The following is a 25,074-nucleotide window of genomic DNA, read 5'->3' on the forward strand; positions in this document are numbered from 1 at the left end:
GTTAGCTAAAGCCGGCCCTCTGGCTGTTGCCAGGGCTGGCAATCATGGGCAACGGATATGCCCATACCTTTAACAAGGAATTCCCCTCCAACGTGATATGCCGCTTGCCCGATGGGGCTGATTCGCGTAAAACTGTCAGCCGGATTAAACCCACTCACTACACCATTTACTGGACGATATGTTTCAAGATAACCCGCTGCTGGCGCAGCTAAAACAGCAACTTCACACTCAGACCCCGCGCGTTGAAGGCGTGGTTAAAGGTACTGAGAAAGGCTTTGGCTTTCTTGAGGTAGATGGGCAGAAAAGTTATTTTATTCCGCCGCCACAGATGAAGAAAGTCATGCACGGCGATCGGATTATTGCCACCTTGCACACGGATAAAGATCGTGAAATTGCTGAGCCAGAAACATTGGTCGAGCCGTTTTTATCCCGCTTTGTCGGTCGCGTCCAACGAAAAGATGATCGTCTGTCTATCGTGCCTGACCACCCGCTGCTGCGTGATGCCATCCAATGTCGTCCAGCCCGTGAGTTAACCCACGACTTCCAGAACGGTGATTGGGCGGTGGCTGAAATGCGCCGTCACCCATTAAAAGGCGATCGTGCTTTTAATGCTGATTTGACGGCATTTATTACCAATGGTGAAGATCATTTCGTGCCGTGGTGGGTAACATTAGCTCGCCATAATCTGGAGCGTGAAGCCCCGGTTATGGTTGAATCTACCTTACATGATAGCGCCTTAGTACGCGAAGACCTGACGGCGCTCCATTTTGTTACTATCGACAGCAACAGCACCGAAGATATGGATGATGCGCTGTATGTGGAAGACAACGGTGACGGTTCCCTGTTGTTGACCATTGCCATTGCTGATCCAACCGCCTATGTCGATGAAAACAGTGAGTTGGATTTAATCGCCCGTAAACGTGCATTTACTAACTATCTGCCTGGCTTCAACATTCCGATGCTGCCACGCCACTTGTCTGACAACCTCTGCTCTTTGCGGCCAAATGAGCGCCGCCCGGTATTAGTGTGCCGTGTGACTATCGCCGCTGATGGCGCGCTGAGTGATGATATTCGTTTCTCTGCCGCCTGGGTCGAGTCCAAAGCCAAACTGGTTTATGACGAGGTTTCTGACTGGCTGGACGGCAACACAGGTTGGCAGCCACCGGATGCGGATATTGCCGAGCAAATTCTATTGCTGAAACGGGTATGCGAGGCGCGTAGCAACTGGCGTCAAGAACATGCCCTGGTGTTTAAAGACCGTCCAGATTACCGCTTCCAATTGGGTGAAAAAGGCGAGGTGCTGGATATCATTGTTGAGCACCGCCGTATTGCTAACCGTATTGTTGAAGAGTGCATGATTGCCGCCAACGTCTGCGCTGCTATTGCTTTGCGCGATAATTTGGGCTTTGGCATTTATAACGTACATACCGGTTTTGATCCGGCATTGGTTGAACAGGCAGCGACCGTGTTGCAGGCCAATGGTGTCGAGGCTGACCCACAGGCTCTACTGACCCTACCAGGCTTCTGTGAGTTGCGCCGTCATCTTGATGCATTGCCAACCCAGTTCCTCGACAGCCGTATCCGCCGCTTCCAGACCTTTGCTGAAATCAGTACCGTTCCTGGCCCACACTTTGGTTTGGGGCTAGAGGCGTATGCCACCTGGACTTCACCTATTCGTAAATACGGTGATATGGTCAATCATCGCCTGCTCAAAGCCATTATTACCGGCCAGCAAGCGGAGAAACCACAAGACGAGATAACGATTCAATTGGCTGAGCGTCGTCGTCTGAATCGCATGGCCGAACGCGATGTCGGTGACTGGTTGTATGCCCGTTATCTACAGCCTCAAGCGGGTACTGATACCCGTTTCCCTGCGGAAATTATTGATGTAACCCGTGGTGGTCTGCGTGTTCGTTTGCTGGATAATGGCGCCGTGGCCTTTATCCCTGCACCGTTTATTCATGCAGTACGTGATGAGATGGTATGCAGTCAGGAAACAGGTACCGTGCAAATTAAAGGTGAAACGGTTTATAGCCAAAGCGATAAAATCGAAGTGCGCATTGCCGAGGTTCGCATGGAAACTCGCAATGTGGTGGCCCGCCCAGTGGTTTGATATTTAGAAAAAACACATTAAGCCGTGGTGATACACAACATCCCACGGCTTTTTCAATTGCCCCCCGTCAATCCCACTTGATATTCCCTCCAGTTTAGCGCTGTCAGCGTCACAAAATGTAAGCAAATACTACTGAATATTACGTTAAAATAATTTATTGATCACACTTTTCACTTTCGCACCTTTTCTTTCACATTAAAGCTCCTATGTTAACTAACGGTTTGTATCTTTTTTCCAAAACCGATGCTGATAACTGTTAAATTTTCCTCATAACAAGGAGTCGTTACCCATGAAGAACGTCAAGACTGTCGTCATATGGCTGACCGTGGCGTTAATTGGTGCATTTGCCTTTGCTATGCTGGCACTCAGCCGCGGTGAGCATGTCAATGCCATCTGGTTGGTGATCGCCTCAGTGGCGTGTTACAGCATCGCTTACCGCTTTTACAGCCTATTCATTGCCAAGAATGTGTTTGAGTTGGATGACCGGCGCCTAACACCTGCTGAGCGGCGCAATGACGGCTTGGATTATGTCCCGACCAATAAATGGGTACTATTCGGTCACCACTTTGCGGCGATTGCTGGTGCCGGGCCATTGGTTGGGCCAATTCTGGCCGCACAGATGGGCTTCTTGCCGGGGACTATCTGGATTTTGGTCGGGGTAATGATGGCCGGTGCAGTACAGGACTTCTTGATCCTGTTTATCTCTACCCGTCGCGATGGTCGCTCTCTGGGGGAGATGGCAAAACAAGAGTTGGGTGCTTTTGCCGGGGTTATCACTATGCTGGGCGCGCTGGGGGTGATGATTATCATCTTGTCCGCGCTAGCATTAGTGGTGGTTAAAGCCTTGGCTGACAGCCCATGGGGCCTGTTCACCATTGCAGCGACTATCCCGATAGCACTGTTTATGGGCGTTTATATGCGCTTTATCCGCCCGGGGAAAATCGCGGAAGTATCCTTAATTGGTTTCGTACTGATGATGTCCGCAATTATTTACGGCGGCAATATCGCGGCTCACCCTTATTGGGGACCATTCTTTACCTTACACGGCACCACCCTGACCTGGGTGCTGGTTATTTATGGTTTTATCGCCTCAGTGCTACCGGTGTGGTTGTTGTTGGCGCCAAGGGACTATCTGTCGACCTTCCTGAAGATCGGCGTCATTATTGGTTTGGCCGTTGGTATTGTCTTTGCCATGCCTGAAATGAAAATGCCTGCCGTCACACGTTTTATTGATGGTAGCGGCCCGGTATTCTCCGGTAGCCTGTTCCCGTTCCTGTTTATTACCATCGCTTGCGGGGCCATTTCGGGCTTCCACGCCTTGGTTGCCAGTGGCACTACACCAAAACTGATTGAGCGTGAAAGTCACACCCGCTTTATCGGCTATGGCGCGATGCTGATGGAATCCTTTGTCGCCATCATGGCGCTAATTTGTGCCTCGGTTATCGATCCCGGTGTCTATTTCGCCATGAACTCTCCGGCAGCGTTGATTGGCACCACAGTAGAAAGCGCCTCTCTGGCCATTAGCAGTTGGGGATTTGTAGTCACACCAGAAACCCTGGCCATGATTGCCAAAGATGTTGGCGAGAACTCCATTTTATCCCGTGCGGGTGGTGCCCCCACTTTCGCCGTTGGGATGGCGCATATTATCAGTGAGATATTTAATAGCCGCAATATGATGGCCTTCTGGTATCACTTTGCCATTCTATTTGAAGCCATGTTTATTCTGACCGCCGTGGATGCCGGTACCCGAGCCTGTCGCTTTATGGTGCAGGATTTGGTGGGTGTCGTAGTGCCGAGCCTGGCAAATAACCGCTCATGGTTGGGTAACTTGTCCGGCACCACAGTGGCGGTCGCCTGCTGGGGCTTCTTTGTTTATCAAGGTGTGGTTGACCCATTAGGGGGGATCAATACCTTGTGGCCACTGTTCGGTATCGGTAACCAGATGCTGGCATCGATGGCGCTGATTTTAGGGACTGTCGTCCTGTTTAAAATGAAGAAGCAACGCTATGCTTGGGTAACCATCCTGCCAACAATTTGGCTGTTTATTACCTCAATGACCGCGGGCTGGCAGAAGATTTTCCATGAAAAACCGAGTATTGGTTTCCTGGCTCAAGCGAAGAAATTCTCTGCCGGTGTTGAGCAAGGCGTTCTGATTGCTCCCGCCAAGAGCATTAAAGACATGGAAACTATTGTGTTCAATAACCAGATCAATGCCGCCTTATGTGCCTTCTTTATGCTGGTGGCAGTGACCATGCTGATTTCATCTTTCTTTGTGGTCCGTCGTGCGCTGAAATCCAGCAAACCGACCACCCATGAGACTGAAATTGTCTTCCGTGAGGAGGTTGCCCGTGGCTAATGCAGGTATACCGTTTCGTACCCGAACAGGGTTAGCAACCACGCCGCGCCAGATTACGCGTTGTGTACCGTTGGTTCCTGTGGCTGTCCGCCCGACTCATCTACGGGCTTGGTTGTGCCTTATCGCACACCGCGTGGCACAAAGCTTTCGACTGATGGTGGGAGTACAGGATTACGGCAATTATGTTAATCATATGCGCCGACATCATCCTGACACCACACCGATGACCGAACGGGAATTCCACCGTTATTGTCTGAATGCCCGCTTCCCCAGTGAGGCCGGCAAACTGGGGAAATGCCCTTGTTAAACTAGCAAGCTGAATCATAAAGTGACATTGTCACGCCCTGTTGATGTTTCACAGGGCGTTTTTATTTTCCGTTTGAACAGCAGGCACCACCAACTAGCTCAAGATTGGCGAGCCAAATGCGCCCTGCCAATCTTGTTCAAATTGTTCTACTGCCGCTTTTACCGCAGGCGCGCTGATAAGTTGCTCTGCTACATCCACCGGAATGGTGACCGACTGACAGCCCGCCAACAGGCAATCTACTACTTGACGTGGCGTACGGAAACTGGCCGCCAATACTTTCGCGCCCGGTGCATGTAAGGTTAACAATTGCTGTAACTCACGGACCATCGCAATGCCATCACCGCCTTGTGCATCCAGTCGGTTAACATAGGGTGCGACATATTCAGCCCCCGCCAATGCAGACAGCAGCCCTTGCCCGGCACCATATACGGCGGTACCTAATGTCGGAATAGACATCCCTTTCAATTGCTTAATAGCCGCCAATCCTTCTGCGGTGGCGGGGATTTTGATAACCAAACCGGGGACGCGCTTTGATAGCATGATTGCCTCAGACACCATCAGTTCGCTGTCACTGGCCAGCACTTGTGCGAAAAGTTTACCGGTACCGCCCAGAGCATCGCGCAGCGCAGGTAACACCTCCCAGATAGGCTTGCCCGCTTTGGCCAAAATAGTCGGGTTGGTAGTGACACCTTGTAATGGCAGTACGCGCGCCAGGCGTTTTACTGCAGCTACATCTGCGGTATCAAGATAAAGCTCCATAAGAACCTCCGGTTTGGATTATGTAAGCAGCCAGACTGGTTAAACAAATAAGCCAGTTAAGCAAATGGATTTACCACCAATCATCAGCCGCAATCATAGACCAATCATGAATCGATAATGTGATCTTTATCAAAATACTTTCATTCGAAAGCAAATTAAACTTCAATCAAAAGTAATGTATTTTGCATACTGCAAAAAATGCGATGATAGCGTTGTAAGACAGAGTTGTGGCTTGCCTCACTTTTCCCTTAGTAACACAGGGTGTTATCCCTACTATTTAAGGTATTATTTATCATTATGATGTTGTTGTGAACCGGCGAACTTTTACCACCACGTTGGCTGGTTCAATTTTCAGCACACTTTATTATCGGGAATGCCATGAACCCAAGACAGCAAATAATTTTACAGTTGGTAAACGACCGGCAACGAGTCAGTGTCAGTGAATTGGCGCAGGAAACGCAGGTCTCTGAGGTGACAATCCGTCAGGATCTCAATCAGCTAGAGACGAGAGGTTTGCTCAAACGAGTGCATGGTTCAGCCGTCGCTCTTGAGAGTGACGATGTCGATGTTCGCATGATGACTCACTTTGCCATGAAGCAAAAATTGGCTAATCACGCCGCTTCACTGGTCAATGAAGGTGAGACGGTATTTATCGAAAGCGGCAGTAGCAACGCCCTGTTGGCGCATCATTTGGCACAACGCCCTGGTATCACCTTGGTGACGGTGAGTGGTTATATCGCCAGACAATTGAAAGAGTCTTCCTGTGAAGTGATTCTTCTAGGCGGAATTTATCAGAAAAAAAGTGACAGTATGGTTGGCCCATTGACGCAACTTTGTTTGCGCCATGTGCATTTCAGCAAGGCGTTTATCGGTATCGACGGTTATCAGGCAGATACCGGTTTTACCGGGCGCGATATGTTACGCGCCGATGTGATTAATAGTGTGTTAGCCAAAGGCGCTGAAAATATCATTCTGGCCGATGCATCAAAATTTGGTCAGGTGCATCAGAACTCACTGATGCCATTATCGTCCATCAACCGGGTCATTACCGATAACCGCCTGCCCGCAGGTTATCAGCAGCAATTAACGGCACAAGGCATTCAAGTCGATATCCTCAGCGAATAAGAGGAACAACATTCATAACGGAGTAACAGCAATAATGGCGGACATCACCTTCACGCGTGAACAGACTCAACGGATGGCACGTAAAATTCAGGATTATCTGGAGCAGAACCTGAGTATTGAGCTGGAAGATTTTGATGCGGAATTTTTACTGGAATTCATCAGTCGTGAGCTGGGCGCGCATTATTACAATCAAGGTATCAATGATGCCATTGCACAGGTCGAAGCAAAAATGCTCGATATCACTGACTCCGTGCTATGGCTGGAGAAACCCGTGCAAGACTGAACACGGGCCATATTGTCGGCTTCTCAACAGCAGGCCCAAACAGCGATTATTGTCCGTAATAGGCATTTTTACCGTGTTTGCGTAAATAGTGTTTATCCAATAATTGCGGTTGCATATCATCGAGTTGCGGGTTCAATTGGCGTGAGAAAATCCCCATATAAGCCAACTCCTCTAACACAACCGCGTTGTGTACGGCATTATCCGCACTGGTCCCCCAGGCAAACGGACCGTGTGAATTGACTAAAACCGCAGGCACATCTTCTGGTTTAATGCCCCGTTGATGGAATGTCTCAACGATGACATTGCCGGTTTCCCATTCATAGCGGCCAGCAATCTCTTCTTGCGTCATCAACCGGGTACAGGGAATGGTGCCGTAGAAGTAATCTGCGTGAGTGGTACCCCACGCAGGCAAATCTAGCCCAGCCTGGGCCCAAATGGTTGCATGGCGTGAATGGGTATGAACGATGCCGCCAATTTGCGGGAAATTAAGATAAAGCACCCGGTGAGTATCAGTATCCGATGAGGGCTTCTTACTGCCCTCCACCACTTTGCCGGTTTCCAGCTCTACCACCACCATATCGTCCAGTGTCATCACGTCATATTCCACACCGGAAGGCTTAATCACCAGTAACCCATGTTGTCTATCGACAGCACTGACATTGCCCCAAGTGAATGTGACCAAATTGTGGCGAGGTAACGCCAGATTGGCGGCCAGTACCTGTTGCTTCAGTTCGTTGAGCATCGTCGTATCCTGAATGACTGAATTTCTCTCATTTTCAGCGCCACAGGTAAGAACCGGTATGGGATAAATGGCTATAAACTGCGTGCAGATCGGCTGGAAAGTACAGTCTGCGAGGTACACATAGCAGAACGTCATATTTTATTTAGCACTGACAATGGGTTAATCGTGCCTTTAGTCTCAGACAATCCCTAATTCCCCGCCTTGTCAGATCAAATTAGGACTATTTACCTATTAAATGATTCGCGGATATTTATACTAGTTTCTATTGGTGACAAAACGAGTTTTTAGCATTAATTCTGAATTTAAATCTAAACGACGATTTTTATTCTAAACACTAACAAAATGAGACTTCGGCTAAAATTGCTACAACGCCTATACTTAGTTAGGTAATTTCAATTTTGCACGGATACATCAGGATAGATAGATTCAAACTATATGACCTGATCTATCCGTACTTAGCCAACGTCAGGAGAATTATGATGATGATAATCAATAAACGATTTGCCACTGCCGCCTTGGCGCTAACACTGGCCTTGTCCCTGTCTGCTTGTTCTAATATGTCCAAACGTGACCGCAATACCGCAATCGGTGCCGGTGCTGGTGCTGTAGGTGGTGCGGTGTTGACCGGCAGTACGCTGGGGACATTAGGTGGCGCGGCGGTTGGTGGGGTTATCGGGCACCAAGTCAGCAAATAATGTTATCGGTATGATTTGACGTTGCAGGGTGTTAGCTACGCTCACTTACCTGTGTAAGCTCATCGGGATTCGTTTGCTTGCTGCCTACCTGCAACGTCAATTAATTAGGGGAAAACTGATAAATGAAACTGTAAATTATTCTCAGCCACCCGCCAGTTTGACTTTCATCCCTTTGGCTTCGAGCAGTTGCTTAAGAAGATCGCGTTTATCTCCTTGAATTTCAATAATGCCGTCTTTAATCGAGCCACCGCAACCGCACTTCTTCTTCAATTCTGCTGCCAGTTTATCCAGCACCTCATCACTGCCATCAACACCGGTAATCAGGCACACGCCCTTTCCTTTACGACCACTGGTTTGGCGCTGAATACGAACAATACCATCCCCTTTTGGCCGCGCGGGTTTTAGCTCAGGCTCACTGATACGCCCCGAGTCAGTTGAATACACCAAACGGCTATTATAATTCGTCATTATGCCACCTTGCTCAATGATGCCAGAATCTCACTCAGTGTTTTTTCTGGGTCAGGAGATTGGGTGATCGGACGCCCAATAACCATATAATCCACCCCAGCAGAGACGGCTTGCTCAGGAGTCATGATACGGCGCTGATCACCGGCCTCACTGCCCTGCGGGCGAATACCTGGGGTAACCAGTTTAAAATCAGCGCCACAAACCTGCTTGAGGCGCACAGCTTCATGGGCGGAGCACACCACCCCCTCTAAACCGCAATCCCATGTCAGTTTCGCTAACCGTTCGGCATGTTCTGCCGGGCTGATGTTAATACCGATATCACGTAAATCTTCGCCATCCATGCTGGTGAGCACCGTAACAGCAATCAATAGGGGTGCCTGGTGCCCATAAGGCAATAAAGCTTCTTTGGCGGCAGTCATCATGCGTGCACCACCACTGGCGTGGACATTGACCATCCACACCCCAAGCTCAGCTGCCGCACTCACCGCCTTAGCGGTGGTGTTGGGAATGTCGTGAAATTTCAGATCAAGGAAAACCTCAAAACCACGCGCATGCAGATCACGGACCAACTGAGGGCCATATAAGGTAAACATCTCCTTGCCCACTTTTAACCGGCAATCTTGCGGATTAACACGATCAGCAAAGGCTAACGCAGCGTCTTTATTGGCATAGTCCAACGCGACAATGATCGGAGAAGATATCGGGCCACTGTTATTAGTTTTAGTTGCAGACGTCATTTTTAAGCCCTTTTCAGTCAATAAGTAATGATAACGCTCATATTCTACAGGCTGCTCTACTGAAATTACAGCTATCGAGCGACACCAATACTTGCTGTTTATGGGGCGTAATTGCCGCAGAGGGTCAATTTACGTCAAGCAGTGAGATTGTGCTTACCTGCCATTAAGTAAATCTGCTTCAAGAAACGTAAATTATCAATCAAATATTTTGATTTAGATGCTCAGTTGTTTGTGATTCTCATTCAATATTAATGCTGTATCATTCACTCCATCGCCAGACAGTAATTGTCTACTGAATAAGTAAAAAATATCAATTATTCAATATAATAAACTAGAAACTGGAGTTTCACATGAAAAGCATTAAATTCATCGCCCCGGCATTAATTCTGTCTCTCGCATCATTTGCTAGCGTCGCCGCCACTCAAATACAAACTAATCAATCAGCAGGATTGAATGAAGCTGGCGTGATTTCTGCCAGTAATGCAACTACCTTGACCGAGTTAGAAAATGCATTGGCGCAGCAAGCCAAAGCTGCCGGTGCAAAATCTTTCCTGATAACCTCTGCGACCGGCAATAACAAAATGCACGGTACCGCCATTATCTATCGTTAATACCCGTCTCTCCGGTTAACGCTTTATCTCTTTCTAAGAGCGCATTTGCGCTCTTTTTGCCGTGGCTAATGTGAATTTTTTGTGACAGTTGTGTTATCCCCTAGACAGTTTCGCTTCCCTCGCTTAGCTTGGTATTTCCTCCTAAGTTAAAGGTTATATGATGAGCGAAATATCTACCTTAACCATTAAAATCCCTCTGGAATTAAAAGAGAAAATCAAGGCTGCTGCCTTAGAAAAACAGTTTTCCCTGAGTACCGAAGTGTGCGAAAGATTAGAAAAGAGCTTTGAGGTTGATGTTAAAAGTAGTAAAGCCAGCCGCAAAGATGCCAAGTTGCATCAAGGTGAGATTGATAGCCAAGGTGTAGAAGAGATTTCAGAGCAGCCGTTAAGCCAAAAAGAGTTGAAGAAACTGCGACAATTATTGAAAGACGGTGTGAAAGCGCCTCAGAAGAAAAAATAAAGATAACACCACAATACTTCATCAAAAACTATCGGGTGGCTCAGGTCACCCGATGACTGTCGCGATACCTCTGACAATAGAAACGTTTACTGCCCATCCAATCCCCGGATCGGCTTAACCGAAGCCCAGGCTCGGCATGATGGACAGTGCCAGTACAGAGAGTGCGCGGTAAAACCACATTTATGACAGCGATAACGGGGTTTGGTCCGAATCTGTTCTCCTACCATGTCTCGCAGCAACAGCAAGCTCTCTTTCGCTCGCCCTTGTTCTGCATCTGCCAGGTGATAATCCATTAATCGATAGAAAACACGCATGGTGGGATGGCGTTGTAACTGGCGGTTGATATAGGTTTGTGCCACATCACGGCCTTCATGCTGTTCCAGTATTTCGGCCAGCATTAGTTCAGCCGTAGCACCCGTATTATCTTCAACGCAGCGTTTGAGGAAATTCGCCCACGCCTCGGGCTGTTGTAGATGTTGGTAGCAATCGCTCAACATAGGTAATGCCTCGCTGACCACTTCCTTATCCTGCTCCAGCACACGCTCCAGCGCCTCTACGCCTTTGGCATATTCACCCTTGGCAATATGCACCCGACCTTGCATGATGGAGACACGGGCGCACTGCTTATCCGCAATAGCCGCTTTCTTCAGCAACCCCATTGCTTTCTCTAAATCATCACTCCCCATGGCTTGCAGCGCCAGTTCGCAATAAAAATGTGCTATCTCCAGCCGCTGATTATCTTTGCCCATCTTGACCAGTTTTTCCGCCACTTCAATCGCGTTGTTCCAATCACTGGTGGCCTGATGAATAACCAATAACTGCTGTAGTGCCCCGAGCCGGAAATCTTGCTCTTCAACCAATTGATTGAACATATCCTCTGCCCGATCATATAAACCCGCGGCCATATAATCACGACCAAGTTGCTGAATTGCCAGCAATCGTTGTTCAAAGGTCAGAGAAGCACTTTCCATCAACGCCTGATGAATGCGGATAGCGCGGTCAACTTCACCACGAGAACGGAACAAATTCCCTAATGTCAGATGCGCTTCAACGGTCGAACTGTCTTCTTTCAACATCTCAAGAAACAGATCAACCGCTTTGTCCTGCTGATTAGAGAGAAGGAAGTTAACCCCTGCCACATATTCACGAGACAGGCGGTTAGCATCCTGTTGCTTATCCTGCTGAGCGCTTCTACGCCCCATATACCAGCCATAGGCGGCAGCGACGGGCAACAGCAGAAACAGCATTTCTAACATAGAAAATTATTCCTTGCTGACAGCAGGTGTGGAAACAGCCGCACTGGATTCAATAGGCTGCTCTTGCTGTGACTCAAGACGTTTAATTTTCCGCTCTGCGCGCCCCAGTAAAATTCGAACTCGCAGATAAAAAAGCCCACAAATAACCCACCCAAGTACCAAGCCCGCCGCAAAAAGCGTTGCCAATAACGTAGATACCCGATATTCGCCCTGAGCCAATAAATAGTTAAAGGTAACGACTTGATCGTTATTTGCCCCTAACGTGACTGAAATCACGAAAATCACCAGTACTAACAAAAAAATCAGCAAATATTTCACGTTTTTTCCTAAAGGCCGAATCAACCTGATGAATTATGCCAAAAATGTGGCGCCCTTACTTGATAAATTAGCACTTCCTTACCCAGCAAAGAAACCCTGCACCAAGATAAAGCGCCGATTGGGCACCTAATTGATATTATTTTAAGCGACTGGGCTGAGAATAATAACTAATCACTCAATTTTCCTCATGCTCACGTTTTTCTATCTCGCGCTGTTCTTGTGGCAAAATGGCTAACGAGCCGAACCAACGTTGTACTAAGCTACACACAATGGCGACCAATAACCCGCTGATAAGTGCTGCGGCTACCAGATCCCGTGGCCAATGCATGCCTAATACCAACCGGCTCATCATGACACCTTGCGCCCATATCATTAGCAAAATGACGGTTTTATAATGTCGCCGTGGCCACAATATGCCTACCGCCAACAATGCCCAACTGGCAGCAAAAACCGTGTGACCTGAGGGGAAAGCAAAGCCAGTTTCAAACTGCCAATGACTGCTCAACCATGGCGGAATAATGGTTTGGCTCTGTAGTTGCTGTTTGACCAACTCACTGCGTTCAGCACGGGGAAGCGAATAGAAAAAGCGATTATCAATATGATGTTCTGCCTCAAGCCAGACGACAAATGGACGAGGTTCTTGTACCTGCTCTTTAATCAGTGATTTTATACCCTGACCGACAAGAATTACGCCACCCATCAGGACCAACAACCCCATCGCGGGCTTAATCCGAAACCGTAGGCACCATAAAAACCAGCAACTGAGCAACGCACTGGTCAAGATTCCCCATGGCGCAGTGACCGTTTCAGTCACCCAGAACACACTTTTCAACCAAACATTATTACTGCCGGGTTGCCACTGCCAACCAGAAAGCCAGATAACAAGGGTGGGTAAGAGTAAGATAAGTGTTCCGACAGTGATTCGTTTCGCTATATTCCACATCTGGGGCCCTTGGTTACACATGATGTCTATATCGTCTTTTCCATGGTGATAGCACAAATTGTACAGCGGCTATAACCACACAGTATAAGTCCCATTAATCATTGATAACATAAACAAAATTATGTTATTACCCAAATATGTTCTCGTCAGACATTTTCTCTTTCCTTTTCGCTGCTTTGTTGAACAGCAGTGAGCCAAAAGTTATGGCAATATAGCTAATAATGATCGCAGAGAAACTTTTTATTTAACCCTATGCCCTAAGATGAAGGGATATAACGGGTTAAAGCGGGTATCCACATCAGGATGCGCGATAACATCCTTAAGGTCTGAAGTTATAATATGAACAGTAAGATGCAGCTTAAACGTGTAGCAGAAGCCAAGTTACCGACGCCTTGGGGTGATTTTTTGATGGTCGGTTTTGAAGAGTTAGCCTCTGGCCATGATCATCTGGCCTTAATATTTGGTGATATCAGTGGTGATAAACCAGTGCTCTCCCGTATTCATTCTGAGTGCCTGACAGGTGATGCTTTGTTTAGCCTGCGTTGTGACTGTGGTTTTCAGTTAGAAGCCGCATTGGCGCACATTGCCGAAGAGGGGCGCGGTGTGTTGATTTATCATCGTCAGGAAGGCCGTAATATTGGTTTGCTGAATAAGATTCGCGCTTACGCGTTACAGGATAAGGGCTTTGATACTGTGGAAGCTAACCATCAACTCGGATTTGCCGCCGATGAACGTGACTTCACCTTATGCTCAGATATATATAAATTACTGGGCGTCAAAGCCGTGCGCTTGCTAACCAATAACCCGAAGAAGGTTGAGATTCTCTCCGAGGCGGGGATTAATATCGTTGAGCGGGTGCCATTGATTGTCGGGCAAAATCCCAAGAATGAACAGTATATGGCCACCAAAGCGGCCAAAATGGGCCATCTGCTGACCAAATAATTAGCCGCGTTCAAGAACAATAAAGGGTGGTTTCTCAACCACCCTTTTTATCGAACAAGCACCGTAGTGACACTGTCACTAATGGCTGTGCCATTCTAATAACGACAACATTCTAATAACTACAGCATTTTGCGGATAACATAATGCAAAATGCCGCCATTTTCGAAATAAACCAATTCATTACCTGTATCTATACGGCAGTGGGTATCTACCGTTTGTTGCCGCCCGTCAGCATAGGTTATCGTCACCGCCACCTTCTGCCCTGGGGACAGTTTTTGTAACCCACTGACGCTAATGGATTCATCACCCGTCAGCCCCAAAGTTTTGCGATTAACCCCTGCTGGGAACTCGAGGGGCAAAATACCCATCCCAATCAGATTGGAGCGATGAATACGCTCAAATGACTCAGCAATCACTACCCGCACCCCCAGTAATCTTGGACCTTTAGCTGCCCAGTCACGACTCGAACCGGATCCATACTCCTTACCGGCAATCACCGCCAATGGCACATTCTCCTGCTGATAGCGCATAGCAGCATCATAGATAGCCATCTCATTTTGTGACGGAATATGACGAGTGACACCCCCTTCAACCCCCGGGACCATCTCATTACGGATACGGATATTGGCAAACGTCCCACGCATCATCACTTCATGATTACCACGACGGGAACCGTAGGAGTTAAACTCTTTAATCTCGACCCCACGATCACGTAAATAGCGGCCCGCAGGGCTATCAAGCTTGATATTACCGGCGGGAGAAATATGGTCGGTGGTGACAGAATCAGCCAAAATCGCCAAAATACGTGCATGGTGAATATCCTCAACCGGATCAGGCAACGCTTTCATATCACTAAAGAAAGGAGGCAAACGGATGTAGGTGGAATCGCTCTGCCAATCATAGGTTGGTGTGCTATTAACCTGAATCGACTGCCACTCTTCATCGCCATCAAATACGGCGGCATATTCCTTACGGAACATCTCAGTTTTAACCTCTTCGACAGCTTTAGCGATTTCAAATCCGCTAGGCCAGATATCCTTTAGATAAACCGGCTTGCCGTCAGGGTCGTTACCGAGCGCCTCTTGTGCCAAGTTGACATTCAAATTACCGGCCAGAGCATAAGCCACCACCAGCGGCGGCGAAGCCAGCCAGTTGGTTTTTACTAAAGGATGAATGCGCCCTTCAAAGTTTCGGTTACCGGACAGCACCGCACCGACGGTCAAATCCCCGACTTTGATGGCATTTTCTATTGGATCAGGCAATGGGCCAGAGTTACCAATACAGGTAGTACAACCATAACCCACCAGATTAAAGCCCAAATTATCCAGATAAGCGGTTAATCCGGCGGCATTGAGATACTCAGTCACCACTTTAGAGCCTGGTGCCAGTGAAGTTTTCACCCATGGTTTGGTTTTTAGCCCCTTTTCTGCCGCTTTTTTAGCTAACAGACCGGCTGCCATCAGTACGCTGGGATTCGAAGTATTAGTGCATGAGGTGATCGCGGCAATCACCACCGCGCCAGATGCCAACTCGTGCGTTTTTCCTTCCAGCGTGAAGCTAACATGGTCAACTTTATCTTTTTTGCTATTAATTTCCAGTTCTTCAAACGCTTTAAAGGCTAAGGGCACTTTGGGTAAAGCGACCCGGTCTTGTGGCCGCTTCGGCCCAGCCATACTCGCTTCCACTGTGCTCAAATCCAATGAGAGCTGACTGGTGAAAATTGGCTCGTCACCAGGATGACGCCACAACCCTTGTGCTTTACTGTAGCCCTCAACCAAGGCTATCTGTTCATCACTGCGGCCACTTAAGCGCATATACCCCAGCGTCACGTCATCCACCGGGAAGAAACCACAGGTAGCACCAAACTCAGGCGACATATTGGCTATAGTCGCGCGATCTGCCAGTGGCAAATCCGCCAGACCATCACCATAAAACTCAACGAATTTGCCTACTACCCCATGTTTTCGCAGCATTTGCGTTACGGTAAGCACCAAGTCCGTGGCAGTGATCCCTTCACGCATCTTACCGGTCATTTTGAAGCCGACCACATCGGGAATCAGCATTGAGACAGGTTGGCCCAGCATTGCGGCTTCCGCTTCAATCCCACCGACGCCCCAACCGAGTATCCCCAAGCCATTGATCATGGTGGTGTGGGAATCGGTACCCACTAGCGTATCGGGGTAAGCGACCTCCCGCCCATCCTGCTGTTCATGCCAGACCGTCTGCCCCAAATACTCAAGGTTAACCTGATGGCAGATCCCGGTACCCGGCGGTACCACACGGAAACGGCTAAAGGCTTTCTGCCCCCAACGCAGGAAGATATAGCGCTCGTGGTTACGTTCCATTTCGAGCCGGACGTTCTCGCCAAAAGCGGCTTTATCGCCAAACTCGTCAACAGTGACGGAATGGTCGATAACCAAATCTACCGGTGACAATGGGTTAACCTGCGCCACATCGCCCCCCAGCCGTTTGACTGCTTCACGCATCGCAGCCAAGTCCACTACCGCCGGTACCCCGGTGAAATCCTGCATTAATACCCGCGCGGGCCGGTAAGCAATCTCCCGGCTGGCATGCCCGGTGAGCTGCCAATCGACAATGGCTTTTAAATCCTCCTCTTGAACCTGTTCGCCATCCAGATGACGCAGTAGATTCTCCAGCAACACTTTCAGTGATTTCGGCAGTCGGTCAATATCCCCAAGCTCTGCCGCCAGTTGCGGCAGGCTGTAGTAGTGATATTCATGATTAAGGGCGACCAATTTGGCCATACTCGTTTTTCGCAAATCTAACGACATAGCGCCTCCATTGTTTCTTATAAGTGCTCTAAAACAGCATTCATCCCAACAAGGCTATTCCCTTGTAATTATGAGGTCTGAATTAAATATAACACAAAGAAACATTAACATTTTGGCAACAATGGCGATTACTGGCAGCGATAGGTGTAAACGATGGTGATGGCCAATCTGTGTCAATTACTCAGATTTATGGACAGGGTTATTTACATTATTGAAACCATAATCGTCCCATTCATAATCATCTTCCTGCTGAGACACTAATCCATCATTTATCTCTTCTATCTCTTCTATCTCTTCTATCTCTTCTATCTCTTCAGGATCTTGAGTTAATTTAACTGAATAACTTTCTAGTTGTTTAAGACCTTTCTCATCATTCTCTATCTCATTTTTAAGAACGCCAGAAAGGTTTGTTATCATTTGTTCAATTTTATTATCACTACACTCAGCTAATTCATTGTTTATATAATGAGTTATTTCATCAAACCCTTTAATAATGGATTGCAATGATTTATTAAAATCATCTGCTTGTTCTTCACGCGCTGCTCGTTCTTCATTCAATCTATTTTCCATTACGCAATAATTACTATCATCCTTATTTATATTTGAAAAGCTCACCGCAATATTTTTTGCCATATCTACATCAGATTGAGTATTTGCCAACACAAAACCATTTAAATTGAATAAATTCATTAGCCAATCTAAAAATTTCTTTATTACCGTTCTGGAGTCCAGAGCCTCTTCTAACACCGTAGGGCATTGAGGGAAAAATTCAATAGAAATTGAAGGTTTTTCATGACTTAATTGACAATCTTTATCAAACAGAAACTCACCCGTCAATTTAAAAAGATTACAGCTCTCTTTACTGTGGATCACCTCATAATGCATCTTCACACCAGATTGACCATTTCTCTCAAAGCAGAAAGTTGGGTTATAACCAGGCGGCAAACCACATTTCAGTGCGTTATCGAAACCTATCATCGTTTCTGCCAGTGGGGTCTCAACCAACGAACTCAGTAAATTGTGCAGGTTTGTGTCATGATAATTTGCAGATGGATTAACCCACCCATGTTTACATAACTCATCTAATACTTTATTAATTCCATTCTTTTTTTCTAAAAAAAACTGTTCTTCACCCATTTTTATATTAAAAATTTCACTTCCGGCATAGACATCATCATGAAATGAAAACACATTAGTTAATGTATTACTTAATAATGGACAAGATGTTGAAGACATATATTCCCCTGAAAGTATTTATAAAAATAACACCATTATTTTCATAAACAAATTAACAGGAGAGGTGACTATTGGCTTTTGAATTTTTACTTATTAGTTCTGTTATGGAAAAGCCATCACGAAAAAGAGATGGCTTTTATTTCTTTATAAATTACTTAGTCGGCAATTTAATGTCTTTAAACATCGCCTCGATATCATCATTAGAACGCAAGGCAACCGCTTTATCCACCACATCACGGGTCAGATGTGGGGCGAAACGCAGAATAAAGTCATACATATAACTGCGCAGGAAAGTGCTGCGGCGGAAACCAATTTTCGTGGTGCTGTAGGTAAAGATATCACGGGCATCAACTATCACCAGATCAGGATCTTGGATCGGATCAACTGCCATACTGGCGATAACCCCCACACCCAACCCTAATCGCACATAGGTTTTAATCACATCGGCATCTGTCGCGGTAAACACAATGCGCGGTGTCAGACCAGCACGATTAAACGCAGTATCCAGCTCAGAACGGCCAGTAAAACCAAAGGTATAAGTCACAATCGGGTATGCTGCCAGCTCTTCAATGCTGACGTGGGTTTTACCTGCTAAAGGATGATCAGGCTTGACTACCACAGCACGGTTCCAGTGATAGCACGGCAACATAATCAGGTCGTCATATAAATGCAGCGCCTCAGTGGCGATAGCAAAATCAGCGCTCCCTTTAGAAACCGCTTCGGCTATTTGGGTCGGCGAGCCTTGATGCATATGGAGCGACACACGCGGGTAGCGCTCGATAAAACCTTTAATCACATTCGGCAATGCATAACGCGCCTGAGTATGGGTAGTGGCTACATACAGCGAACCTTTATCAGGATAGGTATGTTCACCGGCAACGGCTTTGATAGCATCTACTTTGGACAATACTTCACGGGCAATACGGATGATTTCCAGCCCTGCGGGGGTCACCTGCGTGAGATGTTTGCCACTGCGGGCAAAAATTTGGATACCCAGCTCATCTTCCAGCATTCGGACCTGCTTACTGATCCCCGGCTGCGAGGTATACAGTCCTTCTGCGGTGGACGATACGTTAAGGTTGTGATTGACCACCTCAACAATATAACGGAGCTGCTGCAATTTCATATCGATACCATCCTAGGTTGAACACTGTGGGAACGCCACAGTTTGGTATATCGGTATCACCCGGTATGCCGAGAAGTTATTAACTAAAACCCGTAAACTGCATGGTGCGAAGCTGGTCAGTATTGACCTTGTAATAACATTAGGTGATAAGAAAATATTTTATATAACTACTATATCATTTCATCGCTAACTGTATATACCCTTCTTACTTGGTATTACAGTACATCAGCCTAAAAATAATAGTATTTTTTGATAAATGCAGACAGTAGCCAAAGTGTAATAACTTTAGCGGATTAACTAAGACTATAAAGCACTTGAGTAGATTAGCCCAATAAAAAAACCAGCCATTGAGGCTGGTTTTTTGTTGGTACCGGAGTACCGCACTATAGGCTTAAGTGTACTCCGATCGGTTTAACCACTTATTTTTTCGCTTCAACCCATTTTCCATCGATATAGAAAGCAGACCAACCCGTGGCTTTGCCATCTTTCTCGGATGAAACATACTGCTGTTTGGTTTTACGGCTAAAACGTACCATGGTTTTATTACCTTCTTTATCCGCCACAGGCGCATCAGCCAGATAACGTAATTTTTCAGGTAAACGATCTTTGAAGCGAACTAACTCTTCGACTAACGGCGCACGGGTTTCGCGCGACTTAGGGAAGGTGTTCGCAGCCAGGAACACGCCTGCAGCACCGTCTCGCAACACGAAATAGGCATCTGACTTCTCACAAGGCAGTTCTGGCAACGGTACCGGATCTTCTTTAGGTGGCGCGACTTCACCACTGCGCAAGATTTTACGGGTATTCTTACACTCGTCATTGGTGCAGCCCATGTACTTGCCAAAACGCCCCATTTTCAGATGCATTTCAGAACCACATTTTTCGCACTCAACAATCGGGCCTTCATACCCTTTGATACGGAACTCGCCCTCTTCTATCTCATAACCATCACACGCAGGGTTATTACCGCAAACATGCAATTTACGTTGGTTATCGATGAGATAGCTATCCATTGCCGTACCACATTTCTGGCAACGGCGGCGGGCGCGTAATGCGTTAGTTTCCGCATCATCACCCTCAAGGATATTGAGAATCTCAGCTTCGGGTACCAGATTGATCGTGGTTTTGCAGCGCTCTTTAGGTGGCAATGCATAACCAGAACACCCAAGGAACACACCGGTACTGGCGGTACGAATCCCCATCTGACGGCCACAGGTTGGGCAGTCGATGCTGGTCATCACCATCTGATTCGGGCGCATACCGCCCTCTTCAGGGTCTTTCTCTGCTTTTTCAAGCTGTTCGCTGAATTCGGCAAAGAAACCATCCAGTACAGCTTTCCACTCGGCCTGATCGTTGGCAACCTGATCCAGGCCACTTTCCATGCGCGCGGTAAAATCGTAATTCATCAATTCGCGGAAGTTTTCTTCTAACCGGTCAGTAACGATTTCACCCATTTTCTCGGCATAGAAACGGCGGTTTTCTACCCGCACATAACCACGATCTTGAATGGTCGAAATGATTGATGCATATGTGGATGGACGGCCAATACCCCGTTTTTCCAACTCTTTTACCAGTGATGCTTCGCTGTAACGTGCTGGCGGCTTGGTGAAGTGTTGGCTTGGGATAAGTTTTTGCAAATCCAGATCACTGCCCACTTCAATTACCGGTAAAGTGCGGTCTTCATCGCCTTTACGTAGCGCAGGCATCACCTTAGTCCAACCATCAAAGCGCAGAGTACGCCCTTTCGCCCGCAGTTGGAAATCGCCAGCCTGAACGGTCAACGTGGTGGAGTCATACTTAGCTGGTGTCATCTGGCAAGCCACAAACTGACGCCAAATCAGTTGGTACAGCTTCTGGGCGTCGGCTTCCATATCTTTTAACTGCTCAGCAATCACACTCACATCTGAAGGGCGAATAGCTTCATGCGCTTCTTGCGAATTTTCTTTGCTGCTGTACTGATTAGGCGCAGATGGCAGATACTTATCACCGAAATTGTCGCCAATATAATCACGCACCATGGTCAGCGCATCCTGACTTAAATTGGTGGAGTCAGTACGCATATAGGTGATATGACCTGCTTCATACAAGCGCTGCGCCATCATCATGGTTTTTTTCACACCAAAACTCAGACGGGTACTGGCAGCCTGCTGCAAGGTGGAGGTAATAAACGGCGCGCCGGGCTTGCTACTGGTCGGTTTATCTTCACGATCCAGCACCTTATAGCGCGCATTTTCCAGTAATTTCAGTGCAGCATGCGTCTGTTCGCGATTTACCGGTTTAAACGGCTTGTCATGGGCATGGGTGACTTCCATTTGAATCGGAACTTCACCTTTCGCCAGCAAGTCAGCATGCAGCTCCCAGTACTCTTCGGGAACGAATGCTTTGATATCCCGTTCACGCTCAACAACTAAGCGCACTGCCACTGATTGCACTCGACCGGCAGACAGGCCACGGGCAATTTTTTTCCAGAGCAGCGGGGAGACCATATAACCCACAACCCGATCCATAAAGCGACGAGCTTGCTGGGCATTAACCCGGTTGATATTCAATTCACCCGGTTGATTAAACGCCTGCTGGATGGCATTTTTGGTGATTTCGTTGAAAACCACACGGCTAAAGCGCTTATCATCACCACCAATCACTTCCCGCAAATGCCAGGCAATTGCCTCTCCTTCGCGGTCAAGGTCGGTTGCGAGATAGATGTGGTCAGCGTTTTCGGCTAATGCTTTCAGCTCGGCAACCACTTTTTCTTTGCCGGGCAAAATTTCGTACTGCGCTTTCCAGCCATGATAAGGATCGACGCCCATACGGTTCACTAACGCAACCTTTTCGTCTTTCTTTACTTTAGTCTTGGGCTTGTCGGTTTTCTTGGCTTTATCTTCAGTTGAGTTAGCGCTCTTCTTACTGGCTGATCCACTGGTCGGCAAATCACGAATGTGACCGACACTGGACTTAACCACGTAGTTATTCCCTAAGTATTTATTAATAGTTTTGGCTTTTGCCGGGGACTCAACTATTACGAGGGCTTTACCCATAATGACCTTTACCTAAATTATTTCTTCTAAAAGAAGGTTTTTATCTTGCCGTACCGCGGCATTCTGAATCTCTTTTTTATATTGCGGTACTTTCTCAGGAGATCAACCTGTTTTTTTGATCGGAGCCATAAATGCGCCTGCCGAGTCTTACCTGACGACCCCTCGATCCCTAAAAATTTTTGCCTACACCCAGCACTACAGCAGCGAATTCTGCCTCATGGCGTCAACAAAACCTTCCACCTAATAGTATAAAATCCCACACTGTACCTGATAAAAAGCGCTACGCAACCTAATTAGCGAGGAATATGAATTTATCCAATCACGGCTACAAAACAGCCAGAGGCTCGAATAAACCTTAGCCGGTTTGCGAACAAATGCTAACCCGCAGTACAATAGTGAGAGAAATTACATTGTAGTAAGGAGATATAATGCACGGAAACACAGCACCGATTGAGCGTAATAAATTATTAGCAGAGGCTAATGAGATTATTCGCCAGCACGAAGATTATATGCATGGGATGCAGGCAACTGAGGTTGAGCAAAAAGGGCCAGTATTGGTATTTCGCGGCGAGTTTTTCTTGGATGCAGACGGTTTACCGACAGCGAAAACAACCGCAGTATTTAATATGTTTAAACATTTGGCTCATGTTTTGTCAGCTAAATACCATTTAATCGATTAATTGCCGGTGACTCCTCCCATTATTACATGGCTAATTTCGCCATTGAGCCACAAATAACAGGGGGCTAAGCCCCCTGCCTTCCTTCACTAAAAACCCTATGCTCTCAGATTATAAAAGGGGTTTTTCGCCGCGCTGCCACCAGCGTAATAATAGACGGTCAGCGCTTTCTGCCGCGCTGCCGGTAAAACGATCCATCAGACGTTTGCGTCGCGAATAACGCACACCGATAACTTCATGATTATCCATTTCAGCAATCAATAAATCATCACTGGTACCAATGGCATCAACCAACCCTTTTTCTTTCGCTTGGGTGCCAAACCAGTGTTCACCGGTCGCAACCGCATCAATGTCCAAAGAGGGCCGCTGTTGCTGTACGAACTGTTTGAATAACAGGTGCGTTTCATTCAGATCTTCACGGAATTTCTCGCGCCCTTGTTCAGTATTCTCACCAAATAATGTCAGTGTGCGTTTAAACTCACCAGCAGTATGCAGTTCTACATCAATATCGTTCTTTTTCAGCAAGCGGTGGAAGTTCGGGATTTGGGCCACAACACCGATAGAACCAATAATGGCGAATGGCGCACTAATAATACGATCAGCCACACAGGCCATCATATATCCCCCACTGGCAGCTACTTTATCGACCGCCACCGTCAGGCGAATCCCTTTATGGCGCAAGCGCTCCAATTGCGAGGCGGCTAAACCATAACCATGCACTACGCCACCAGGGCTTTCGAGTCGCAGCAGCACTTCATCTTGCGCGCTAGCAACCGCCAGAACCGCAGAAATCTCTTCTCGCAATGACGTCACTTCATGTGCATCAATGCTACCTTTAAAATCAATTACATATAGGCAGGGTTTTACCGCTGCCACCGCACCGGCTTTGGCGCGCTGTTTCTTCAGCTTTTGATCCGCTTTTTGCTGCTTCTTAAACTCTTTGCTCCAGTTTTTTTGTTCTGCATGGCTCATGCGCGCCAGCCGCATTTCCCGCTGAATTTCCTTATATTGCTCACCCAAATCAACCAGATTCAATTCACCCCGTTGCCCTTGTTTTCTCATCCCTTGGCTGACAACCAGTAACACTACCGCACCAATGGCGACCACAATCGTCACTACTTTGGCTAGAAACAGTCCGTACAGAGAAATTAACTCCACAAATACCGCCTTTATTCATCTGCTATTAGAGAGATATCTGCATTCTAGCGAACCCGTAAGCTGCCGTCTTGCGCAAATGAAAAATTGCATTGGTTTCGCTTAAATATAAGAATGTAAGAGATATCGCGGCATGCCTGAATAAAATATCCGCCGCCAGTAAGAGGAATAACTATGCATTATCAACCTAAAGACGATCTGCTCAATAACCGCACTATACTGGTGACGGGAGCAGGCGATGGTATTGGTCGCGAAGCGGCACTGACCTATGCCCGTTTTGGTGCTCGTCTGGTGTTAGTTGGCCGGACTGAAAGTAAATTAATGGCGGTACAACAACAGATAGCTGAGGCTCAAGGGTTGCCCGCTGTAACACTGCCACTTGACCTATTACATGCATCGGAACAAGATTGCCAGCAGCTGGCAGACACCCTAAGTCAGCATGTTTCACATCTGGATGGTGTGTTGCATAATGCCGGTTTATTAGGTGATATAGTTCCGATGGCGCAGCAAAATATAGCCGTCTGGCAGGACGTGATGCAAGTGAATGTAAATGCGACATTTATGCTTACCCAAGCACTTTTACCGCTACTATTGAAATCTCACAGCGCCTCGCTGGTATTCACCAGTTCTAGCGTGGGTCGCCAGGGTCGTTCCGGCTGGGGCGCTTATGCCGTATCCAAATTCGCCACTGAAGGCATGATGCAAGTGCTTGCAGAAGAATATAAACACAGCAATTTGCGGGTGAATTGTATTAACCCGGGCGGCACCCGAACTCAGATGCGGGCATCCGCCTTCCCTGACGAAGATACAACTAAATTAAAAACACCTGCTGATATTATGCCGCTATATCTTTATCTCATGAGCGATGATAGCCGTAGAAAAACCGGCATCAGTTTCGATGCACAACCCGGCCGTAAAGCCGGCCCCGCAGAATAAAG

At 47.3% G+C, this 25,074-nt stretch carries 23 protein-coding genes; 11 read left to right on the top strand and 12 right to left on the bottom strand.

All coding sequences use genetic code 11. The annotated features are described in order from the left end of the window. Positions 1 to 178 precede the first annotated feature (178 nt). The 3 genes from V1955_RS11245 (at position 179) to V1955_RS11255 (ending at position 4,776) form a co-directional block, all read left to right on the top strand. On the top strand, positions 179 to 2,113 hold the full coding sequence (locus V1955_RS11245) for an exoribonuclease II (RefSeq protein ID WP_372569164.1): 1,935 nt from the start codon (positions 179 to 181) through the stop codon (positions 2,111 to 2,113). 289 nt (positions 2,114 to 2,402) lie between these two features. Further along, positions 2,403 to 4,469, top strand: a complete 2,067-nt coding sequence (locus tag V1955_RS11250; protein WP_083158889.1) for a carbon starvation CstA family protein — start codon at positions 2,403 to 2,405, stop codon at positions 4,467 to 4,469. Beyond that, positions 4,462 to 4,776, top strand: a complete 315-nt coding sequence (locus V1955_RS11255; RefSeq protein WP_372569163.1) for a YbdD/YjiX family protein — start codon at positions 4,462 to 4,464, stop codon at positions 4,774 to 4,776. Before V1955_RS11250 ends, V1955_RS11255 begins: the two co-directional genes overlap by 8 nt. 93 nt (positions 4,777 to 4,869) lie before the next feature. Here V1955_RS11255 and fsa read toward each other — a convergent pair whose 3' ends face one another. Beyond that, positions 4,870 to 5,535, bottom strand: coding sequence for a fructose-6-phosphate aldolase (fsa, locus tag V1955_RS11260; RefSeq protein WP_083158891.1), 666 nt, complete (start codon positions 5,533 to 5,535; stop codon positions 4,870 to 4,872). Between the two features lie 378 nt (positions 5,536 to 5,913). On the opposite strand from fsa, the gene V1955_RS11265 reads away from it, so the two are divergent. Further along, the gene (locus V1955_RS11265) at positions 5,914 to 6,660 is read left to right on the top strand and encodes a DeoR/GlpR family DNA-binding transcription regulator (protein WP_083158892.1); all 747 of its coding nucleotides are present in this window, start codon (positions 5,914 to 5,916) and stop codon (positions 6,658 to 6,660) included. A 34-nt stretch (positions 6,661 to 6,694) separates the two neighbouring features. Next, positions 6,695 to 6,943: a DUF2164 domain-containing protein gene (locus V1955_RS11270; protein WP_005191610.1), complete on the top strand. Its 249-nt coding sequence runs from the start codon at positions 6,695 to 6,697 to the stop codon at positions 6,941 to 6,943. Between the two features lie 46 nt (positions 6,944 to 6,989). Here V1955_RS11270 and araD read toward each other — a convergent pair whose 3' ends face one another. Continuing rightward, a complete protein-coding gene (gene araD, locus V1955_RS11275) occupies positions 6,990 to 7,685 on the bottom strand; it encodes an L-ribulose-5-phosphate 4-epimerase (protein WP_442820904.1) in 696 nt (231 codons plus the stop codon). Between the two features lie 479 nt (positions 7,686 to 8,164). Between araD and osmB the strand changes: the two genes are divergently transcribed. Continuing rightward, positions 8,165 to 8,380, top strand: coding sequence for an osmotically-inducible lipoprotein OsmB (gene osmB, locus V1955_RS11280; RefSeq protein WP_083158894.1), 216 nt, complete (start codon positions 8,165 to 8,167; stop codon positions 8,378 to 8,380). 141 nt (positions 8,381 to 8,521) lie between these two features. On the opposite strand, the gene yciH is transcribed toward osmB, so the two are convergent. Together yciH and pyrF are read right to left on the bottom strand one after the other, a co-directional pair. After that, the gene (gene yciH / locus V1955_RS11285) at positions 8,522 to 8,848 is read right to left on the bottom strand and encodes a stress response translation initiation inhibitor YciH (RefSeq protein WP_083158895.1); all 327 of its coding nucleotides are present in this window, start codon (positions 8,846 to 8,848) and stop codon (positions 8,522 to 8,524) included. Next, the gene (gene pyrF / locus V1955_RS11290; protein WP_083158896.1) at positions 8,848 to 9,585 is read right to left on the bottom strand and encodes an orotidine-5'-phosphate decarboxylase; all 738 of its coding nucleotides are present in this window, start codon (positions 9,583 to 9,585) and stop codon (positions 8,848 to 8,850) included. The genes yciH and pyrF overlap by 1 nt, the downstream gene beginning before the upstream one ends. Before the next feature lie 350 nt (positions 9,586 to 9,935). Here pyrF and bhsA point away from each other — a divergent pair, with 350 nt between their 5' ends. Beyond that, on the top strand, positions 9,936 to 10,196 hold the full coding sequence (gene bhsA / locus V1955_RS11295; RefSeq protein WP_083158897.1) for a multiple stress resistance protein BhsA: 261 nt from the start codon (positions 9,936 to 9,938) through the stop codon (positions 10,194 to 10,196). Between the two features lie 160 nt (positions 10,197 to 10,356). Next, positions 10,357 to 10,656 carry a hypothetical protein gene (locus V1955_RS11300; protein ID WP_193784662.1) on the top strand — a complete coding sequence of 100 codons (300 nt, stop codon included), beginning with the start codon at positions 10,357 to 10,359 and terminating at the stop codon, positions 10,654 to 10,656. A gap of 86 nt (positions 10,657 to 10,742) precedes the next feature. On the opposite strand, the gene lapB is transcribed toward V1955_RS11300, so the two are convergent. The 3 genes from lapB to pgpB form a co-directional block, all read right to left on the bottom strand. Beyond that, complete coding sequence (gene lapB / locus V1955_RS11305; protein WP_442820905.1) at positions 10,743 to 11,912, bottom strand: lipopolysaccharide assembly protein LapB; 1,170 nt, start codon at positions 11,910 to 11,912, stop codon at positions 10,743 to 10,745. A gap of 6 nt (positions 11,913 to 11,918) precedes the next feature. Next, positions 11,919 to 12,230: a LapA family protein gene (locus V1955_RS11310; protein ID WP_005191595.1), complete on the bottom strand. Its 312-nt coding sequence runs from the start codon at positions 12,228 to 12,230 to the stop codon at positions 11,919 to 11,921. Positions 12,231 to 12,405: 175 nt separating this feature from the next. Continuing rightward, positions 12,406 to 13,173, bottom strand: a complete 768-nt coding sequence (gene pgpB, locus V1955_RS11315; protein ID WP_372558981.1) for a phosphatidylglycerophosphatase B — start codon at positions 13,171 to 13,173, stop codon at positions 12,406 to 12,408. 351 nt (positions 13,174 to 13,524) lie between these two features. Between pgpB and ribA the strand changes: the two genes are divergently transcribed. Continuing rightward, a complete protein-coding gene (ribA, locus tag V1955_RS11320; RefSeq protein WP_442821438.1) occupies positions 13,525 to 14,115 on the top strand; it encodes a GTP cyclohydrolase II in 591 nt (196 codons plus the stop codon). Between the two features lie 119 nt (positions 14,116 to 14,234). On the opposite strand, the gene acnA is transcribed toward ribA, so the two are convergent. From acnA to topA, 4 genes are all read right to left on the bottom strand, one after another. Continuing rightward, positions 14,235 to 16,907 (bottom strand): aconitate hydratase AcnA, encoded by a 2,673-nt coding sequence (gene acnA / locus V1955_RS11325; RefSeq protein ID WP_442820906.1) that lies wholly within the window; start codon positions 16,905 to 16,907, stop codon positions 14,235 to 14,237. Between the two features lie 177 nt (positions 16,908 to 17,084). Then, positions 17,085 to 18,143, bottom strand: coding sequence for a hypothetical protein (locus V1955_RS11330; protein WP_442820907.1), 1,059 nt, complete (start codon positions 18,141 to 18,143; stop codon positions 17,085 to 17,087). 151 nt (positions 18,144 to 18,294) lie between these two features. Continuing rightward, entirely contained in the window at positions 18,295 to 19,269 is a 975-nt protein-coding gene (gene cysB, locus V1955_RS11335) for an HTH-type transcriptional regulator CysB (RefSeq protein WP_005191584.1), read from the bottom strand. Between the two features lie 419 nt (positions 19,270 to 19,688). After that, the gene (topA, locus tag V1955_RS11340) at positions 19,689 to 22,304 is read right to left on the bottom strand and encodes a type I DNA topoisomerase (protein WP_083158916.1); all 2,616 of its coding nucleotides are present in this window, start codon (positions 22,302 to 22,304) and stop codon (positions 19,689 to 19,691) included. Positions 22,305 to 22,732: 428 nt separating this feature from the next. Here topA and V1955_RS11345 point away from each other — a divergent pair, with 428 nt between their 5' ends. Next, positions 22,733 to 22,984: a YciN family protein gene (locus V1955_RS11345; protein WP_083158917.1), complete on the top strand. Its 252-nt coding sequence runs from the start codon at positions 22,733 to 22,735 to the stop codon at positions 22,982 to 22,984. 108 nt (positions 22,985 to 23,092) lie between these two features. Here the strand turns inward: V1955_RS11345 and sohB are convergent, their stop codons facing one another. After that, a complete protein-coding gene (sohB, locus tag V1955_RS11350) occupies positions 23,093 to 24,139 on the bottom strand; it encodes a protease SohB (protein WP_083158918.1) in 1,047 nt (348 codons plus the stop codon). A gap of 171 nt (positions 24,140 to 24,310) precedes the next feature. On the opposite strand from sohB, the gene V1955_RS11355 reads away from it, so the two are divergent. Then, complete coding sequence (locus V1955_RS11355; protein WP_083158919.1) at positions 24,311 to 25,072, top strand: YciK family oxidoreductase; 762 nt, start codon at positions 24,311 to 24,313, stop codon at positions 25,070 to 25,072. Positions 25,073 to 25,074 lie beyond the last annotated feature (2 nt).

The sequence above is a fragment of the Yersinia sp. 2545 StPb PI genome, from assembly GCF_052217125.1.
GTDB classification, from domain to species: Bacteria; Pseudomonadota; Gammaproteobacteria; order Enterobacterales; family Enterobacteriaceae; genus Yersinia; species Yersinia enterocolitica_E.

What these genes read in the sequence shown, in the direction of transcription:
- V1955_RS11245 (WP_372569164.1), top strand. Translation starts at nt 179, where the DNA reads ATGTTTCAAGATAACCCGCTGCTGGCGCAGCTAAAACAGCAACTTCAC.
- V1955_RS11250 (WP_083158889.1), top strand. Translation starts at nt 2,403, where the DNA reads ATGAAGAACGTCAAGACTGTCGTCATATGGCTGACCGTGGCGTTAATT.
- fsa (WP_083158891.1), bottom strand. Translation starts at nt 5,535, where the DNA reads ATGGAGCTTTATCTTGATACCGCAGATGTAGCTGCAGTAAAACGCCTG.
- V1955_RS11265 (WP_083158892.1), top strand. Translation starts at nt 5,914, where the DNA reads ATGAACCCAAGACAGCAAATAATTTTACAGTTGGTAAACGACCGGCAA.
- V1955_RS11270 (WP_005191610.1), top strand. Translation starts at nt 6,695, where the DNA reads ATGGCGGACATCACCTTCACGCGTGAACAGACTCAACGGATGGCACGT.
- araD (WP_442820904.1), bottom strand. Translation starts at nt 7,685, where the DNA reads ATGCTCAACGAACTGAAGCAACAGGTACTGGCCGCCAATCTGGCGTTA.
- osmB (WP_083158894.1), top strand. Translation starts at nt 8,165, where the DNA reads ATGATGATAATCAATAAACGATTTGCCACTGCCGCCTTGGCGCTAACA.
- yciH (WP_083158895.1), bottom strand. Translation starts at nt 8,848, where the DNA reads ATGACGAATTATAATAGCCGTTTGGTGTATTCAACTGACTCGGGGCGT.
- pyrF (WP_083158896.1), bottom strand. Translation starts at nt 9,585, where the DNA reads ATGACGTCTGCAACTAAAACTAATAACAGTGGCCCGATATCTTCTCCG.
- bhsA (WP_083158897.1), top strand. Translation starts at nt 9,936, where the DNA reads ATGAAAAGCATTAAATTCATCGCCCCGGCATTAATTCTGTCTCTCGCA.
- V1955_RS11300 (WP_193784662.1), top strand. Translation starts at nt 10,357, where the DNA reads ATGAGCGAAATATCTACCTTAACCATTAAAATCCCTCTGGAATTAAAA.
- lapB (WP_442820905.1), bottom strand. Translation starts at nt 11,912, where the DNA reads ATGTTAGAAATGCTGTTTCTGCTGTTGCCCGTCGCTGCCGCCTATGGC.
- pgpB (WP_372558981.1), bottom strand. Translation starts at nt 13,173, where the DNA reads ATGTGGAATATAGCGAAACGAATCACTGTCGGAACACTTATCTTACTC.
- ribA (WP_442821438.1), top strand. Translation starts at nt 13,525, where the DNA reads ATGCAGCTTAAACGTGTAGCAGAAGCCAAGTTACCGACGCCTTGGGGT.
- acnA (WP_442820906.1), bottom strand. Translation starts at nt 16,907, where the DNA reads ATGTCGTTAGATTTGCGAAAAACGAGTATGGCCAAATTGGTCGCCCTT.
- V1955_RS11330 (WP_442820907.1), bottom strand. Translation starts at nt 18,143, where the DNA reads ATGTCTTCAACATCTTGTCCATTATTAAGTAATACATTAACTAATGTG.
- cysB (WP_005191584.1), bottom strand. Translation starts at nt 19,269, where the DNA reads ATGAAATTGCAGCAGCTCCGTTATATTGTTGAGGTGGTCAATCACAAC.
- topA (WP_083158916.1), bottom strand. Translation starts at nt 22,304, where the DNA reads ATGGGTAAAGCCCTCGTAATAGTTGAGTCCCCGGCAAAAGCCAAAACT.
- V1955_RS11345 (WP_083158917.1), top strand. Translation starts at nt 22,733, where the DNA reads ATGCACGGAAACACAGCACCGATTGAGCGTAATAAATTATTAGCAGAG.
- V1955_RS11355 (WP_083158919.1), top strand. Translation starts at nt 24,311, where the DNA reads ATGCATTATCAACCTAAAGACGATCTGCTCAATAACCGCACTATACTG.